General features: G+C 66.6%; 14 protein-coding genes. 9 read left to right on the forward strand and 5 right to left on the reverse strand.

The genetic code is table 11. The features are described 5' to 3' along the window. The first annotated feature begins 237 nt into the window (after positions 1 to 237). Together mgtE and DBR20_RS19210 are read left to right on the forward strand one after the other, a co-directional pair. Positions 238 to 1,608, forward strand: a complete 1,371-nt coding sequence (gene mgtE, locus DBR20_RS19205; protein WP_108267732.1) for a magnesium transporter — start codon at positions 238 to 240, stop codon at positions 1,606 to 1,608. Positions 1,609 to 1,743: 135 nt separating this feature from the next. Further along, the gene (locus DBR20_RS19210) at positions 1,744 to 4,470 is read left to right on the forward strand and encodes a bifunctional acetate--CoA ligase family protein/GNAT family N-acetyltransferase (RefSeq protein ID WP_108267734.1); all 2,727 of its coding nucleotides are present in this window, start codon (positions 1,744 to 1,746) and stop codon (positions 4,468 to 4,470) included. 48 nt (positions 4,471 to 4,518) lie between these two features. On the opposite strand, the gene DBR20_RS19215 is transcribed toward DBR20_RS19210, so the two are convergent. Next, positions 4,519 to 4,899 (reverse strand): YbjQ family protein, encoded by a 381-nt coding sequence (locus DBR20_RS19215; protein WP_089237720.1) that lies wholly within the window; start codon positions 4,897 to 4,899, stop codon positions 4,519 to 4,521. 45 nt (positions 4,900 to 4,944) lie between these two features. Between DBR20_RS19215 and DBR20_RS19220 the strand changes: the two genes are divergently transcribed. Then, positions 4,945 to 5,652, forward strand: coding sequence for an alpha/beta hydrolase (locus DBR20_RS19220; RefSeq protein ID WP_108267736.1), 708 nt, complete (start codon positions 4,945 to 4,947; stop codon positions 5,650 to 5,652). 116 nt (positions 5,653 to 5,768) lie between these two features. Here the strand turns inward: DBR20_RS19220 and dkgB are convergent, their stop codons facing one another. Next, the gene (gene dkgB, locus DBR20_RS19225) at positions 5,769 to 6,578 is read right to left on the reverse strand and encodes a 2,5-didehydrogluconate reductase DkgB (protein WP_099819865.1); all 810 of its coding nucleotides are present in this window, start codon (positions 6,576 to 6,578) and stop codon (positions 5,769 to 5,771) included. A gap of 85 nt (positions 6,579 to 6,663) precedes the next feature. Further along, positions 6,664 to 7,878, reverse strand: coding sequence for an MFS transporter (locus tag DBR20_RS19230; RefSeq protein ID WP_108267738.1), 1,215 nt, complete (start codon positions 7,876 to 7,878; stop codon positions 6,664 to 6,666). A 105-nt stretch (positions 7,879 to 7,983) separates the two neighbouring features. On the opposite strand from DBR20_RS19230, the gene DBR20_RS19235 reads away from it, so the two are divergent. After that, positions 7,984 to 8,886 carry a LysR family transcriptional regulator gene (locus DBR20_RS19235; RefSeq protein ID WP_108267740.1) on the forward strand — a complete coding sequence of 301 codons (903 nt, stop codon included), beginning with the start codon at positions 7,984 to 7,986 and terminating at the stop codon, positions 8,884 to 8,886. 91 nt (positions 8,887 to 8,977) lie between these two features. On the opposite strand, the gene DBR20_RS19240 is transcribed toward DBR20_RS19235, so the two are convergent. Further along, a complete protein-coding gene (locus tag DBR20_RS19240) occupies positions 8,978 to 11,098 on the reverse strand; it encodes a methyl-accepting chemotaxis protein (protein ID WP_108267742.1) in 2,121 nt (706 codons plus the stop codon). A 183-nt stretch (positions 11,099 to 11,281) separates the two neighbouring features. On the opposite strand from DBR20_RS19240, the gene DBR20_RS19245 reads away from it, so the two are divergent. Both DBR20_RS19245 and DBR20_RS19250 read left to right on the forward strand, forming a co-directional pair. Beyond that, complete coding sequence (locus DBR20_RS19245) at positions 11,282 to 11,737, forward strand: Rrf2 family transcriptional regulator (protein ID WP_108267744.1); 456 nt, start codon at positions 11,282 to 11,284, stop codon at positions 11,735 to 11,737. After that, positions 11,727 to 12,632 (forward strand): NAD(P)/FAD-dependent oxidoreductase, encoded by a 906-nt coding sequence (locus DBR20_RS19250; protein ID WP_108267746.1) that lies wholly within the window; start codon positions 11,727 to 11,729, stop codon positions 12,630 to 12,632. The genes DBR20_RS19245 and DBR20_RS19250 overlap by 11 nt, the downstream gene beginning before the upstream one ends. Before the next feature lie 66 nt (positions 12,633 to 12,698). On the opposite strand, the gene DBR20_RS19255 is transcribed toward DBR20_RS19250, so the two are convergent. Beyond that, a complete protein-coding gene (locus DBR20_RS19255) occupies positions 12,699 to 13,655 on the reverse strand; it encodes an aldo/keto reductase (RefSeq protein ID WP_108267748.1) in 957 nt (318 codons plus the stop codon). Positions 13,656 to 13,824: 169 nt separating this feature from the next. Between DBR20_RS19255 and DBR20_RS19260 the strand changes: the two genes are divergently transcribed. The 3 genes from DBR20_RS19260 to DBR20_RS19270 all read left to right on the forward strand — a co-directional run. After that, positions 13,825 to 14,682, forward strand: a complete 858-nt coding sequence (locus DBR20_RS19260) for a class I SAM-dependent methyltransferase (RefSeq protein WP_089237702.1) — start codon at positions 13,825 to 13,827, stop codon at positions 14,680 to 14,682. A 66-nt stretch (positions 14,683 to 14,748) separates the two neighbouring features. Beyond that, positions 14,749 to 15,012: a hypothetical protein gene (locus DBR20_RS19265; protein ID WP_108267750.1), complete on the forward strand. Its 264-nt coding sequence runs from the start codon at positions 14,749 to 14,751 to the stop codon at positions 15,010 to 15,012. 66 nt (positions 15,013 to 15,078) lie between these two features. Continuing rightward, positions 15,079 to 15,358: pseudouridine synthase (locus DBR20_RS19270; RefSeq protein WP_258223428.1), on the forward strand; the 280-nt coding region annotated here is incomplete at its 3' end.

The raw sequence follows: 15,358 nt of genomic DNA on the forward strand, positions 1-15,358 counted from the left end.
ACGGCAGTGGGCCGCTTGCCCGGTCACCGACCGCGGGTTGACCTGCACCGACCGCAGGTCCAGACTGCCCGCCGCTGCCGGCATGTCCGTCAGTACACCCTTGCGGAGTTCCCAACCCATGTCCAGCGACAGTAGAAGTCGACCTCGGTCGACGCCAGCGATGGCCACCGCCTGACATCGGGACGGTTTGCCTGCGTTGGCGTTGCGCGATGTCGCACCCCATGAAGGCGAATCACCATGAACCAGAAGCAATTGCTGCGTCCGGTGGCCGATGCCGCAGCATTGTCGGCACCGCTGGCGAACTACAACACCGCCGACGCGGTGGAATTCCTCAATACGCTCGAGCTGGAGCGCGCCGCCGAGACGCTGGCCGCGCTGTCGTTGCCGCGTGCAGTGAAGATGCTGGAGGCGCCGGAGCTGCACCGCAGTGGCGAACTGGTTGCCGCGCTGCCACCAGCACGCGCCGCCGCGCTGCTGGGGCTGATGGCCGACGACCGTGCCACCGACATCGTCCACGAGCTGGATGAAGAAGAACGTGCGCGCCTGATTCCGCTGCTGGGCAACGAAGCCCGACAGACCATCCAGAAGCTGCTGAGCTACCCGCCGAACACCGCCGGTGCGCTGATGACCACCGAGTTCGTCGCCGTGCCCGCCACCTGGACCGTGGCCCAGACCCTGCAGCACATCCGCCAGGTCGAGCGCACGCGCGAGACCGTGTATGCGATCTACGTCCTCGACCCGGCCAGCCAGCGGCTGCAGCAGGTGGTGACCATGCGCCGGCTGATCACCGGCCTGCCGGAGGAATCGATCCTGGACGTGGCCCAGGTCAATCCGCCGGTGATGGTGGATGCGCAGATGGACCAGGAAGACGTGGCACGACTGATCCGCCGCCACGATCTGCTGGCGATTCCGGTGGTGGACGCGCAGCAGCACATGCTCGGCATCGTCACCGTCGATGACATCCTCGATGCACTGATCGAAGAGTCCACCGAAGACGCGCACAAGTTCGGCGGCATGGAAGCGCTGGACAAGCCGTACATGCAGATCAGCTTCTTCGAGATGCTGCGCAAGCGCGCCGGCTGGCTGAGCGTGCTGTTCGTGGGCGAGATGCTGACCGCCAGCGCGATGCAGCACTACGAGGACGAACTGGCGCGCGCGGTGGTGCTGACGCTGTTCATTCCGTTGATCATGAGCTCGGGTGGCAATTCCGGTTCGCAGGCGACCTCGCTGCTGATCCGCAGCCTGGCCCTGCGCGAGCTGCGCCTGCGCGACTGGTGGAAGGTCGCCCTGCGCGAAGTGCCCACCGGCATGGTGCTCGGCGCCATCCTCGGCTGCCTGGCCATCGTACGCATCGTGATCTGGCAGCTCGGTGGATTCCATGACTACGGCAAGCACTGGATCCTGCTGGCGATCACCATCGGCGCCGCGCTGGTGGGCATCGTTACCTTCGGTTCGCTGTCCGGGTCGATGCTGCCGTTCATCCTCAAGCGGCTGGGTTTCGACCCGGCCAGCGCCTCGGCCCCGTTCGTCGCCACCCTGGTGGATGTGACCGGCCTGGTGATCTATTTCAGCATCGCCGCGATCATCCTGCACGGCACCCTGCTGTAACGGGGGCGTCATCCACGCATGGCGTGGATCTACTGGTCCTGGCAGCCCTAGTAGATCCACGCCATGCGTGGATGCGATGCCAGGTTCCTGCGCACGATCATGCCGCCACCGCGCAGGTGCGTGTAACGTAGGCACATGAGTACCTACCACCTGCAGTCCGTGTTCCGTCCGCAGTCGGTCGCGGTGATCGGCGGCAGCCCGCGTGAGCGCTCGGCCGGCCGCGCAGTGATGCGCAACCTGCGTGGCACCGGCTTCCCCGGCAAGGTGGCATGGATCAATCCGCGCCACGCCGAGATCGATGGCATCCGCACGGTGAAGCGGTTGAAGGACCTGGACTGGGTGCCGGAACTGGTGGTGATCACCGCGCCGGCGGCGATCGTGCCGCAGGTAGTACGCACCGCCGCCGAACGCGGCGTGCAGGCTGCGATCATCCTCACCGCGCATCTGGGTGAGGGCCCGGGTTCGCCGTGGGCACAGGTGGAGGCCGCCGCGCGCGCGCATGGCCTGCGCATCCTCGGCCCGCACTGCCTGGGCGTGATCGCACCGCATGCACGGCTCAATGCCAGCATCGCCGCGCATTTCCCGCAGGCCGGCGACCTCGCGCTGATCTCCGAATCCTCGGCGATCGCTGCCGCCCTGGTGGAGTGGGGCGTGGCGCGCTCCGTGGGATTCTCTGCCGTGGTTTCGCTGGGCGACACCATGGACGTGGACTTCGGCGACCTGCTGGACTATTTCGCCACCGACTACCGCACGCGCGCCATCCTGCTCTACGTCGAGCAGATCAAGGACGCCCGCAAGTTCATGTCGGCCGCACGTGCTGCTGCGCGTGCCAAGCCGGTGGTGGTGGTGAAGTCCGGGCGTGCCGAACGGGTGCAGCCGGGCAGCGCCGATACCCACGTGCAGGCACTGGCGCGCGCCGATGATGTCTACGGCGCGGCATTCAACCGTGCCGGCCTGCTGCGGGTGAGTGCGCTGGACGAACTGTTCACCGCAGCCGAGTCGCTGGGCCGCCTGGGTACCTTCCCCGGGCGTCGCCTGGCCATCCTCAGCAACGGCGGCGGCGTCGGCCACCTGGCGGTGGACCAGCTGATCGCCCTGCATGGCACGTTGGCGCAACTGTCCGACAGCACCGTGCAGAAGCTCGATGCGGTACTGCCGCAGGGCTGGTCGCGCAGCAACCCGGTCGACATCGTGGTCGACGCCGATGGTGATCGCTATGCCACAGCCATCGAGGCGCTGCTGGCCGATAACGAGAACGATGCGGTGCTGGTGGTCAACGTGCCTACGGCGTTCACCTCCTCGGCCGACGCCGCGCAGGCGCTGACCCGCACGCTCGGCCTGCGCCCGCGTCATCACCGTGACAAGCCGGTGTTCGCTGTGTGGCTGGGCAACGACGACCAGGCCACCGCCACCCTCAATGCAGCACGCGTGCCGACCTATCCCACCGAAGCCGAGGCCGTGCGCGGTTTCCAGCATCTGGTGCGTTACCGCGAAGCGCAGAACGCGTTGATGGAAACGCCGCCCAGCCTGCCGCAGGACTTCAGCGTGGACACCGTACGTGCACGTGCGCTGGTCGAGGCCGCGCTGGCCAACGGTCAAGGCTGGCTGGATCCACTGGCCACCCATGAACTGCTGAAGGCCTACGGCATCCCCTCTGCGCCGGTGATGCACGCACGCGATGCACACGAGGCGATGGACCTGGCGCAGCCGCTGCTGGAGCGTGGTGCGACCGTCGCACTGAAGATCCTGTCACCTGATATTCCGCACAAATCCGAAGTGGATGGCGTGCGCCTGAACCTGGCGACGTTGCCTGCGGTGCAGAGCGCGGCCAAGGCGATCCTTGCCCGTGCGCGACAGCTGCGACCGGACGCGCGTATCGACGGTCTGCTGGTGCAGCCGACCATCGTCCGCCCCAAGGCGCGCGAGCTCATCGTCGGCATCGCCGACGACGCCACGTTCGGCCCGGTGATCGTGGTCGGTCGTGGTGGCACGGCGGTGGAAGTGATCAACGACAAGGCACTGGCACTACCGCCGCTGGACCTGCGCTTGGCCCACGAGCTGATCGGCCAGACCCGGGCCTCACGCATCCTCAAGGCCTACGGCGATGTGCCGGCGGCCGACGAGCGCGCGCTGGCGCTGGCGTTGGTCAAGCTGGCGCAGCTGGCAGCAGACATTCCCGAAGTACGCACGCTGGACATCAACCCGCTGCTGGTCGACAGCAAGGGCATCCTGGCGCTGGACGCGCGCGTGGCGGTTGCGCCGTCGCGCATCCTGCACAAGGGCCGTGGCCATCCGCGCTTCGCCGTCTTCCCGTATCCGAAGGAATGGGAGCGCACCATCGAACTGTCCGACGGCGGTCGCGCGTTCGTACGCCCGGTGCGGCCGGAAGATGACGCGTTGTTCCGCGCGTTCTTCGCCCGCGTCAGCGATGAGGATCTGCGCCTGCGCTTCTTCCAGTCGGTCAAGCACTTCAGCCACGAGTTCATCGCCCGCCTGACCCAGCTGGACTACGCGCGCTCGATCGCCTTGGTGGCTATTGAGCCGCGCACCGGCGAGATGCTGGGTGCGGTGCGACTGCATGCCGATGCGGACTATCACCGCGGTGAGTACGGCATCCTGATCCGTTCGGACCTGAAGGGCCATGGCATCGGCTGGCGGCTGATGGCGATCATGATCGAGTACGCCAAATGGCTGGGCCTGGACGTGGTGGAAGGCCAGGTGCTGCGCGAGAACAGCACCATGCTGGCGATGTGCCAGAGCCTGGGCTTCAAGACCCGGCTGGATCCGGACGATCCGACGGTGATGATGGTGACGTTGCCGGTGCAGCAGGTGGAAGTGCCCGAAGTGCCGCCGGTGGCGTGACCGTTATCCTGTCGGTAGCGCCGGGCCATGCCCGGCGGAACATCGGATTCAACGCAGCGGCTCGACCACCACCGCCGTGCCATAGCACAGCACTTCGGTCAGCCCGGTCATCACATCGGTGGCGTCGTAGCGCATGCCGATGACCGCGTTGGCACCCAGCTGCCGCGCGTGCTTGACCATGTCGCGATAGGTTTCCTCGCGCGCCTGTTCGCACAGCTCGGTGTAGATGGTGATGTTGCCGCCGAAGATCGTCTGGATACCGCCGAGGAAGTTGCCGACGATCGAGCGCGAGCGCACGGTGATGCCACGCACCACGCCCAGGTTGCGCGCGATGCGGTAGCCGGGCAGCTCGAAGGCAGTGGTCACCATCGAATCGTCGAAGCGCGCTGCGGAGGTGGTGGGAGTGCCGCTGTTGTAGGGATCGGCCATGGGTGTCTGGTCGTCTTGTGGGTTTGAAGGCGCCACAATACCGCCATGACCGACCGTATTCCCCTGCTCCTTCTCCCCGGCCTGCTCAACGATGCCGAACTCTGGCGCGCGCAGCTGGCCGACCTGGCCGATATCGCCGACTGCACCGTGGGCGACCAGACCCGGGGCGAGACCCTGCAGGCGGTGGTCGAGGACGTGCTGGCGCAGGCGCCCCCGCGATTCGCGCTTGCCGGTTTCTCACTGGGTGGCTTCGTCGCCCAGCAGATCCTGCGCACCGCGCCGGAGCGCGTGATGCAGCTGGCCCTGATCGACACCTCGATCCATGCCGACTCCCCGGAACGTGCCGAACAACGCCGCAGCCAGCGCGCCAGCGTGCGCCTGCCGGGGAAATTCCATGGCTTTGGCGATGTGCTGATGCGCAGCTACATCGATGCCTCGCGGCTGGACGACTACGTGCTGGTGCAGCGCGTACGCGACATGACCGCGCGATTGGGTGCGGAGGTATTCCTGCGGCAGAGCGCGCTGGAGCGCCGTGATGGCCACGACGTATTGGCCAGCTACCGCGATCCGCTGCTGATCGTCTGTGGTGCGAACGACCGCATCACGCCGTTGGCGGTGAGCGAGGAAATGCACGCGTTGGCGCCGCACTCTCAGCTGGTGGTGGTGCCCGATTGCGGGCATCTGGCGCCGATGGAAAAGCCGGATGAAGTCAGTGCGGCGATGCGGGCGTGGCTGTTGCAGGGCGAGGGCTGAACCCACGCTTCTGGTAGGTGCCGACCTTGGTCGGCACGGTGTTTCATCGATCGACGAGAGGTAAGTGCCGACCAAGGTCGGCATCTACCAAAACCTGCCCGTGCCCGACGCTGGGATCAATCCCAGGCCGGCGCAATCCCTTCCGGATTGGCCAGGCGATGGCCGCGGTCCAGCTTGGCGATCTGCGCCATGTCGTCCTCGGTCAGGCGGATCGCTGCCGCTTCCAGGTTGCTGGCCAGGTTCTCGCGCTTGGTCGACGACGGAATGACCGCGTAGTCCTGCTGCAGCGCCCACGCCAGCGCGATCTGCGCCGGGCTGGCCTGGTGGCGGCCGGCGATGGCCTGGATCACCGGGTCCTTGATCACCTCGCCATAGGCCAGACTCATGTACGCGGTGACGCGGATGCCGTTGTCCTGCAGGAACTTCACCAGCAGGCGGTTCTGCAGGTACGGATGGATCTCGACCTGGTTGGTGGCGATCGCATCGGCACCGAGGATCTCAATCGCCTTGCGGGTCTGGGCGATGGTGAAGTTGGAGATGCCAATCTCGCGGGTCAGCCCCTGTGCCTTGGCTTCAGCCAGCGCGGTCAGGTACTCCTCCATCGGCGTGTCGACCTTGTCGTTCGGCGACGGCCAGTGGATCAACGCCAGGTCGACATGGTCGGTGCGCAGCTTTTCCAGGCTGGTGCGCAGGCTTGCCAGCAGCGCATCGCGCTTGAACTCGGTGATCCACACCTTGGTGGTCAGGTAGATCTCGTCACGCGGCACGCCGGACTCGGCGATGGCCTGGCCGACCTCGGCTTCGTTGCCGTAGATCTGCGCGGTGTCGATGGCGCGGTAGCCGACGTCCAGTGCGTTGCGCACCGAGTCGATCACGGTCTGGTCTTTCAGGCGGAAGGTGCCAAGGCCGAAAGCGGGGACAGTCATGGGGAACTCCAAAGCGGGGGAAGGAGGTGATCACAAAGGGTAGGGCAGGGGCCGTGTGCATGCCGGCAACGGTGCATTGCGCTCATCAATGCGCCGCAACGGTGATGCCGTCGGCGCGATCATCGATGCCGTCGCGACGGTCCAGGCGGCCACTCAGTACGGTCAGGCCATACGCGCCGACCACCACCAGCGCGCCCAGCCACGGCGTGTGCATCAGGCCGATGTGCTCGACCACCAGGCCGCCCAGCGACGCACCCAACGCGATGCCGATGTTGAACGCGGCGATGTTCAGGCCCGAGGCCACATCGGTGGCCTGCGGTGCGTAGCGCTGTGCCTGCTTGACCACATACACCTGCAGGCCGGGGACATTGCCGAATGCCACCGCGCCCAGTGCCAGTACGGTCAGCAGCATCAACCAGGTGTTGTGGGCGGTGAAGGTCATCACCAGCAGCACCACGGCCAGCAGCGCGAAGATGCGCTTCAGCGCGGGCACCGGCCCCATGCGGTCGGCCATGCGCCCGCCCCACAGGTTGCCGATCGCCACCGACACGCCATACACCAGCAGCACCAGGCTGACCGCGTTGGCCGAGAAGCCGGTGACGTCCTGCAGGATCGGCGTCAGGTAGGTGAAGGACAGGAAGGTGCCGCCGTATCCGAGTGCGGTGATGGCGTAGACCATCAGCAGGCGCGGCTGCGCAAGCACGCCCAGCTGCTGGCGGAAGGTGGCCGGCGCGCTCTGTGCCAGGCCGCGCGGCACGAACAGCAGGGCGCCCAGCAGCGCGATCACGCCCAGCCCGGCCACGGCCAGGAACGTGGCGCGCCAGCCCAGGTGCTGGCCGATGAAGGTACCCAGCGGTACGCCGGTCACCAGCGCCACGGTCAGGCCGGTGAACATGATGGCGATGGCACTGGCGGCCTTCTCCTTCGGCACCACGGCGGTGGCGATGATCGAGCCGATGGAGAAGAACACCCCGTGGGCCAGGCCGGTGAGGATGCGGGCGACGATCAGCGAGGTGTAACCCGGTGCCATCCACGCGATGACGTTGCCGAGGGTGAACAGCACCATCAGCGCGACCAGCAGGGTCTTGCGCGGCACACGGCCGGTGAGTGCGGTCAGCACCGGTGCGCCGACGGCCACGCCGAGCGCATACAGGGAGACCAGCAGGCCGGCCGACGGCAGGCTGACCTGCAGGTCGGCGGCGATGGTCGGGATCAGGCCGACGATGACGAATTCGGTGGTGCCGATGGCGAAGGCGCCGAGGGTCAGCGCCAATAGGGCGAGCGGAATGCCACGGATCATGACAGTGTCCAGAGCGAAGGAAGGGGCGCAGTGTGCGCGGCCGACCTTTGCCGAAAAACCGGTCTTCACGCCAATCACTCTTGCCTGGTGGTCAATAATGGCGTCATGAAAACCACCCTCGACGAAATGCAAGCCTTCCTGGCGGTGATCGACAGCGGTTCGATCAGCGCCGCCGCCGAGCAGCTGGGGCAGACGCCTTCAGGCGTGAGCCGCGCGCTGGGCCGGCTGGAGGACAAGCTGGGTACGACCCTGCTGACCCGTACCACCCGCCGCCTGCACTTGACCGCCGAGGGCGAGGCCTACCTGCGTCATGCGCGGGCGATCATCGATGCAGTGGAATCGGCCGAGGAGCAGATGGCCGCGCGCCGCGAGCGCCCGGCTGGCCGGCTGCGGGTGGATGCGGCGATGCCGTTCGTGTTGCACGTGATTGCGCCATTGGTGGCCGGCTACCGCGCACGCTATCCGGACGTGCAGCTGGAGTTGAACAGTTCCGAGCGCTACATCGACCTGCTGGAACGGCGTACCGACCTGGCGATCCGCATCGGCCCGTTGGCTGATTCCACGCTGCATGCGCGGGCTCTGGGGCGCTGCCGGCTGCAGGTGCTGGCCAGCCCGGGCTATCTGGCCGCGCACGGGGAACCGGCCAGCGTGGCGGCGCTGGGCCAGCACACGCTGCTCAGCTTCAACGAACCGGAATCGCTGAACCGCTGGCCGCTGCCGGGCGATGCCGACGGGCAGCTGCTTGTGCGCCCGGATATCGCGGTGTCCAGCGGCGAGACGCTGCGCACGCTGGCGGTGGAAGGCGTGGGCATCACCTGCCTGTCCGACTTCGTGACCGAACGTGATCGTGCGGCCGGCACATTGGTACCGGTGCTGGCCGCACAGACGCTGGATGTGTACCAGCCGATCCATGCGGTCTACTACCGCAACACGGCCGTATCGGCACGGATCAGCTCGTTCCTGGATTACCTGGGTGAAGCGATGGCGCAGAGCGACTACCTGCGTTGATGTGAGCCGAGCGTAGGCTCGGCTCTACAGAGCCCGGAACGATCGACGGCCCGGTGTAGAGCCGAGCCCATGCTCGGCTGCCTGCAAAGGATCACGCCGCGCGCGCCAGCGCGTCCTTAGCTGCGGCCGTGGTCGACAGATCGAACACATCCACAGAGTCGATCAACCGGTTGGCCTGCTGTTCCAGGCTGCGTGCCGCCGCGCTCGCTTCTTCCACCAGCGCGGCATTCTGCTGGGTGGTGCCGTCCATCTGGATGATGGTCTGGCTGACCTGCTCGATGCCGGCCGACTGCTCCTGCGAGGCAGCCGAAATCTCAGCCATGATGTCGGTCACGCGCTGCACCGAAGCGACGATCTCAGCCATGGTGTCGCCGGCCTGGCGCACACGCTGCGCACCGTGGCCAACCTGTTCCACCGATGCCTCGATCAGCGATTTGATTTCCTTGGCCGCTGCCGCCGACCGCTGTGCCAGCGTACGCACTTCACTGGCGACCACCGCAAAGCCGCGGCCCTGCTCGCCGGCACGCGCCGCTTCCACCGCCGCATTCAACGCCAGGATATTGGTCTGGAATGCGATGCCGTCGATCACGCTGATGATGTCGGCGATCCGCCGCGAGGAGCCTTCGATCGCGTCCATCGTCGCCACGACCTGGCCGACCACTTCACCGCCGTGCGAGGCCACGCTGTGTGCACCGATCGCCAGCTGGTTCGCCTGCCGTGCATGTTCGGCGTTCTGGCGCACCGTGGAAGTCAGTTCTTCCATCGATGCAGCGGTTTCTTCCAGGTTCGCCGCCTGCTGTTCGGTGCGGCGCGACAGGTCGTTGTTGCCGGCGGCAATCTCGGCGGCGGCGGTGTGGATGTTGCCCGAGGCGTGCTTGATGTCGGTGACGATCGTGGCCAACTGTGCCGCCGTGGTGTTGGCATCGCCGGCAATGCGCGCGAACACGCCCTGGAAATCGCCCTGCATGCGTGCACCCAGGCGACCATCGGCAATGGCACGCAGCATGGTCGAGACGTCGCCGAGGTTGTGTTCGGTGGTCTGCATCAACCGGTTCAGGCCATCGACCATCGCGCGGAAATCATGCTCGAAGCGCGCGCTGTCGCCGCGCTGGCTGAAGTCGCCTGCGGCAGCAGCTTCGGCCAGGTGACGAATCTCGCTGTTGATCGCGCCGAGGTTGGATTTGACTGCATCCAGTGCCTGGGTGATCACCGCCTTTTCGCCCGGCAGACGCTCCATGTCCAGGCTGAGGTCGCCCACCGCATAGCGGCCCATGATCGCGATCGCGCGCATCTTCACCTGGATGTGCGCGTCGACCAGGGTGTTGGTATCGGCCACCATCGTGCCGTAGGCGCCGGGGAAGGCGCTGCTGTCCATGCGGTGGCTGATCGTGCCGGCATCGTGTGCCTTGGCCATCGCGGTCTGTGCGTCGAGCACGCCGCGCACGGTGTTCTGCACGGCCTGCATCGCCTGCGCCAGGCGACCGATCTCGTCGCGGCTGCGCACCTGCACGTGGTAGTCGAGATCGCCGGCAGCGACCGCACGCGCGGCCGCTTCCACGGCCAGCACCGGCTGCACCACGGCACGCCGCAGCCACCAGCCCAGACCGATCAACAGCAGCACGGCCGCGCCAATGGTCAGCGCGGCGCACAGCACCAGCGTCTGCCGTGCCTGCTGCGAACGCGCGGTCACCGCGGCTTCGGCCACCTGGGTGGCCTGCGTACCCAGCGCATCCAGTGCGGTCGCCACCGGTCGGTCTTTGCCACGCACCAGTGAATCGCCGGCCGCAGGATCGTAGCCGGCATCTGCGAAGGCCTGCAGTGCGGCGTGGTAGTCCAGCTGCAATTGAGCATGCAGGCCGGAAAACGCTTGAGCCAGTTCCCGCGTGCGCGCATCGGGGCTGGCGGCCAGGCCTTTGGCCAGTTCGGCAACGAGGCGGCCTTCGCTGTCGAAGGCCTGCAGGTGGTGCTGGCGCAACGCGTCATCGTGACCGCGCAGCAGCACGTTCTTCCATTCCTGCACCTGCCCGCGGAACTCACGCTGCAGGCGCTCGGCGTCGCGGCTGTGGGCGACCTCCGGGGGCACTTCGGTGGACAGCTTCAACCAGGCAGACGCCAAGCCCGCCAAGGCGCACAACAGGACAACGGCCAGACCAACAGAAACGGCACCGAGCAGCTTCGACTGCAGCCGCGGCGCATGGGAAGAGGCTTTCATGGGACGGAATCTCGGAAGGGGTGCGATGCGGTATCGACCGTCCTAGAGGGCTCTGAAGTGCGATGCGTGTCACATTCCCGTTCTGTTTAACGATGTGAAGAATGTGTTTCATAGGACAAATGTGTCCATATGGAACGAAAGCAGACTCTCGACAGCCGGTTTAAATGTAACTAACGTAGTTACATGAAATCCGCGAATCCGCTCTCCGACGCCCTGCACGTGATCGCCCATCTGATCGGCCAGCACGGGCCGCGAACCTCCGAACAGCTGGCCACCTGCCTGCCGACCCATCCGGTGGTGATCCGCCGCCTGCTGGCGCAGATGCACAAGGCCGGCCTGGTCCGCAGCACGCGCGGCCACGGTGGCGGCAGCCAGCTCGCCCGCGATGCGGCAGCGATCACCCTGCACGACGTCTACCAGGCCATTGGCTCACCACCGATGGTCCAGGTCGGTACCCGCGCAGGCATGGGCGGCTGCCCGATCCAGCAGCTGGTCAACCAGGCCCTGCTGGAGAGTGCCCGCGAAGCACAGCGCCTGCTCGAGCAGCGGCTGCAGGCAACCACCCTCGACCAGCTCGGCGCCGACTTCGCCCGCCATCTTGCCCATCACCGTTCCCTGGAAGGTCACCATGAATCCTGATGTCCTCATCGTCGGCGGCAGCTACGCCGGTATCGCCGCCGGTCTGATCCTGGCGCGTGCGCGCCGGCCGGTCACCATCATCGACGCGGGTTCGCCGCGAAACCGCTTTGCCAGCCATTCGCACGGCGTACTGGGCATGGACGGCATCAGTGGCGCCGAGTTGCTGAAGAACGCACGCCAGCAGTTGCTGGACTACCCGACCGTGCGCTGGCTGAATGCCGAAGCCGTGCGGGCCACGGCCAGCGCCGAGGGTGTGGAGGTGCATACCGCCGACGGCCAGGTGCTGACTGCGCGCAAGCTGCTGCTGGCCACCGGCATCGCCGACCAGCTGCCCGAACTGCCCGGCATGGCCGAACGCTGGGGCAGCACCGTGCTGCACTGCCCGTACTGCCACGGTTACGAAGTGGGTGGCGGTTCGATCGGCCTGCTCGGCGGCCATCCGATGTCGGCCGGCAAGGCGCCGCTGTTCGCCGATTGGGGCAACGTCACCTTCTTCAGCCAGGGCCTGCCGATCAGCGACGAGGAGCTGGCCGCCATGCAGCAGCGCGGCGTGCAGATCGAAACCACGCCGGTCGTGGGCGTGCAGGGCGATCAGCCCACCTGGCTGGAGGTCGAGCTGGCCGATGGCCGGCGCATCGCCCAGCGTGCGCTGTTCGTGCCTGCCGGCCAGGCGATGGCCACGCCGCTGGTACAGCAACTGGGCTGCGCGTTGGTGGAAAGTCCGCTGGGCGTGCTGATCGAGGTGGACATGATGAAACAGACCTCGCTGCCGAACGTCCATGCGGCCGGTGATGCAACCACGGTCGGCAACATTACCCTGGCCATGGCTGAAGGGGTGCGTGCGGGTATCGGCGTGCACCATGCGCTGGTCGGCGAAGACAGTCTGCCGCGTTGAGCTACTGCATCCACGCGTGGCGTGGATCTACTGAACGGTGCCGATGTTGGTCGGCACCGTCCTTCCTCAGCCTTCCACGCTGGCCGCATCCAGTTGCGCCACGTCCTGCACGCTCAACGCGAGGTTCGCCGCCGCCAGCAGGTCGTGCAGCTGCTCGACGCTGGTGGCGCTGACAATCGGTGCGGTGATCGACGGCCGTGCGATCTGCCAGGCCAGCGCGATCTGCGCGGCAGTGGCGTTGTGCTTGCTGGCCACATCATCCAGCGCCTGCAGGATGCGCAGGCCGCGCGGGTTCAGATAGCGCTTGACCACAGTGGCGCCGCGCGCGCTGCTCTTGCCGGCATCGTCCGGCGTGCGGTACTTGCCACTGAGGAAGCCACTGGCCAGTGCGTAGTAATTGATCACGCCGATCTGCTCGCGCTGCACCAGCGGCTCCAGCTCCTTCTCGTAGCCGGCGCGGTCGTACAGGTTGTACTCCGGCTGCAGGGTTTCGTAACGCGGAAGCTTGTAGTCGGTGGACACCTTCAGTGCTTCGGCCAGGCGCGTGGCGCTGTAGTTGGACGCACCGATCGCGCGCACCTTGCCTGCCTCGATCAGGCGACCGAACGCGGCCAGGGTAGCTTCCAACGGCGTGGATTCATCGTCCTCGTGGGCCTGGTACAGATCGATCACATCGGTCTGCAGGCGACGCAGCGAGTCTTCGACGGCCGCATTGATGTTGTCCGGGGTGAGGCCGGGCCGCTCGGCCCATTTGGCTACTTTGGTCGCCAGCACCACCTTGTCGCGCTTGCCGCTGCGCGCGAACCACTTGCCGAGCAGCGTCTCCGACTCGCCACCCTGGTTGCCCGGCACCCACGCTGAATACACATCGGCGGTGTCGACCAGGTTGAAGCCGGCATCGACGAAGGCATCCAGCAGCGCAAAGCTGGCCTTCTCATCGGCGCTCCAGCCGAATACGTTGCCACCGAAGGCGAGCGGAGCTACATGCAGGCCGGAACGGCCCAGTTCGCGGATTGCCGTCATGGGCACGGACTCCTTGGGGGAAGTCCTTCAGGATAGAACGCGATGTGTGACCGCGCTGCGGCGCTGACCACAAAACTGTGTTCCGCGACGCGCACGCGGCTAACGTTTTGTGAACACCTGCGGCGCGGCGGCTGCTAGTCTCGCCGCATCTTCCGCTGGAGTCGCCCCGATGATTGCTGCCTCATCCCTGCGTGGTTGCCGCGTGCTGCTTGCCTCGGCGCTGCTGGTCGCCGTTCCCGCATTCGCTGCGCCGGCCACGGTCGCCCCGGCAAAGATCCAGGTGTCGCCAGCGATCGATGCGGCGGTGAAGGCCTCGACCCGCGACCCGGCCAACGTCAAGCGCGACGGTTTCCGTCATCCTGCGCAGACGCTGGGCTTCTTTGGCGTGGCGCCGGAGAAGACCGTCATCGAGATCACGCCCGGCAATGGCTGGTACTCGGAAATCCTGGCGCCGCTGCTGCGCGACAAGGGGCATTACATCGCCGCGGTGGTCGATCCGCAGGCCGTGGCTGAAGGCCGCGGCCGCGACTACCAGCAGCGCAGCCGCGACAGCCTGGAAAAGAAGTACGCCGCCGCACCGGCACAGTTCGACAAGACCGCCGTGGTTGCCTACGACCCGGCCAAGCCGGTGTTCGGTGCAGCCAACTCGGCCGATGTGGTGCTGACCTTCCGCAACGTGCACAACTGGCGCAAGGCCGGCCAGGCGCAGGGCATGTTCCAGGGCTTCTTCAACGTGCTCAAGCCGGGCGGCGTGCTCGGCGTGGTCGAGCACCGCGCCAAGGCCGACGTGGCTGACGCTGACGACACCGGCTATGTGGGCCAGCAGCAGGTGATCGCGATGGCCGAGGCCGCCGGTTTCAAGCTGGACGCGCGCACCGAGGTCAATGCCAATCCGCGCGATACCAAGGACCATCCGAATGGCGTGTGGACCCTGCCGCCGACCAACCAGCATGACAAGGCGGACGACGCCAAGTACCAGGCCATCGGTGAAAGCGACCGCATGACCCTGCGTTTCGTGAAGCCGTAACGTATCGCAGCGGTGGCGTCGGCTGATGCCCGGCGCCACCCGGTCGCACTTCCATGGAGCGGAATCTTGAAAAAGCTGTTGCTGGTCATTGTCGCGGTGCTGGTGGCGATCCGCCTGATCGACTACATCTTCTACGGTGGCAATGCCTATGACCTGGCGGGTGCCGCAGGTTTCGGTCTACTGGCGCTGGGCATCGTGCTGGAGCAGCGTGCCGCCAAGCAGGCCCTTCCTACGCAGGGCACTGGACGGCGCCGGGCGAACATCGTCAGTGCCTGTGGCATCGCCCTGGTGCTGGTGTCCTTCATGCTGAAGTGGCAGGTATTCGGCTGACACGCCGATGATCGCGGCCGCTGCGCGGGAATGGGACAATGCACCACCCCATCCGCCGTCCCCGCGATGCTGATTGCCTTCAACAAGCCGTTCAACGTGCTCTGCCAATTCACCGACCGCAGCATGCCGCCGCGGCCTACATTGGCCGGCTTCGGATTGCCGCCGCGCGTCTACGCTGCCGGCCGCCTCGACCATGACAGCGAAGGCCTGCTGCTGCTGACCGACAACGGCACGCTGGCGCACAAACTGACCGACCCGAAGCACAAGGCGGACAAGCTCTACTGGGTGCAGGTGGAAGGCACGCCCAGCGACGAGCAGCTGCAGCAGCTGCGTGATGGTGTGGTGC

This window comes from Stenotrophomonas sp. HMWF023, assembly GCF_003060985.1.
GTDB classification, from domain to species: domain Bacteria; phylum Pseudomonadota; class Gammaproteobacteria; order Xanthomonadales; family Xanthomonadaceae; genus Stenotrophomonas; species Stenotrophomonas lactitubi.

Excerpts from the sequence above, each read along its gene's own strand:
- mgtE (WP_108267732.1), top strand. The coding sequence starts at position 238 with ATGAACCAGAAGCAATTGCTGCGTCCGGTGGCCGATGCCGCAGCATTG.
- DBR20_RS19210 (WP_108267734.1), top strand. The coding sequence starts at position 1,744 with ATGAGTACCTACCACCTGCAGTCCGTGTTCCGTCCGCAGTCGGTCGCG.
- DBR20_RS19215 (WP_089237720.1), bottom strand. The coding sequence starts at position 4,899 with ATGGCCGATCCCTACAACAGCGGCACTCCCACCACCTCCGCAGCGCGC.
- DBR20_RS19220 (WP_108267736.1), top strand. The coding sequence starts at position 4,945 with ATGACCGACCGTATTCCCCTGCTCCTTCTCCCCGGCCTGCTCAACGAT.
- dkgB (WP_099819865.1), bottom strand. The coding sequence starts at position 6,578 with ATGACTGTCCCCGCTTTCGGCCTTGGCACCTTCCGCCTGAAAGACCAG.
- DBR20_RS19230 (WP_108267738.1), bottom strand. The coding sequence starts at position 7,878 with ATGATCCGTGGCATTCCGCTCGCCCTATTGGCGCTGACCCTCGGCGCC.
- DBR20_RS19235 (WP_108267740.1), top strand. The coding sequence starts at position 7,984 with ATGAAAACCACCCTCGACGAAATGCAAGCCTTCCTGGCGGTGATCGAC.
- DBR20_RS19240 (WP_108267742.1), bottom strand. The coding sequence starts at position 11,098 with ATGAAAGCCTCTTCCCATGCGCCGCGGCTGCAGTCGAAGCTGCTCGGT.
- DBR20_RS19245 (WP_108267744.1), top strand. The coding sequence starts at position 11,282 with ATGAAATCCGCGAATCCGCTCTCCGACGCCCTGCACGTGATCGCCCAT.
- DBR20_RS19250 (WP_108267746.1), top strand. The coding sequence starts at position 11,727 with ATGAATCCTGATGTCCTCATCGTCGGCGGCAGCTACGCCGGTATCGCC.
- DBR20_RS19255 (WP_108267748.1), bottom strand. The coding sequence starts at position 13,655 with ATGACGGCAATCCGCGAACTGGGCCGTTCCGGCCTGCATGTAGCTCCG.
- DBR20_RS19260 (WP_089237702.1), top strand. The coding sequence starts at position 13,825 with ATGATTGCTGCCTCATCCCTGCGTGGTTGCCGCGTGCTGCTTGCCTCG.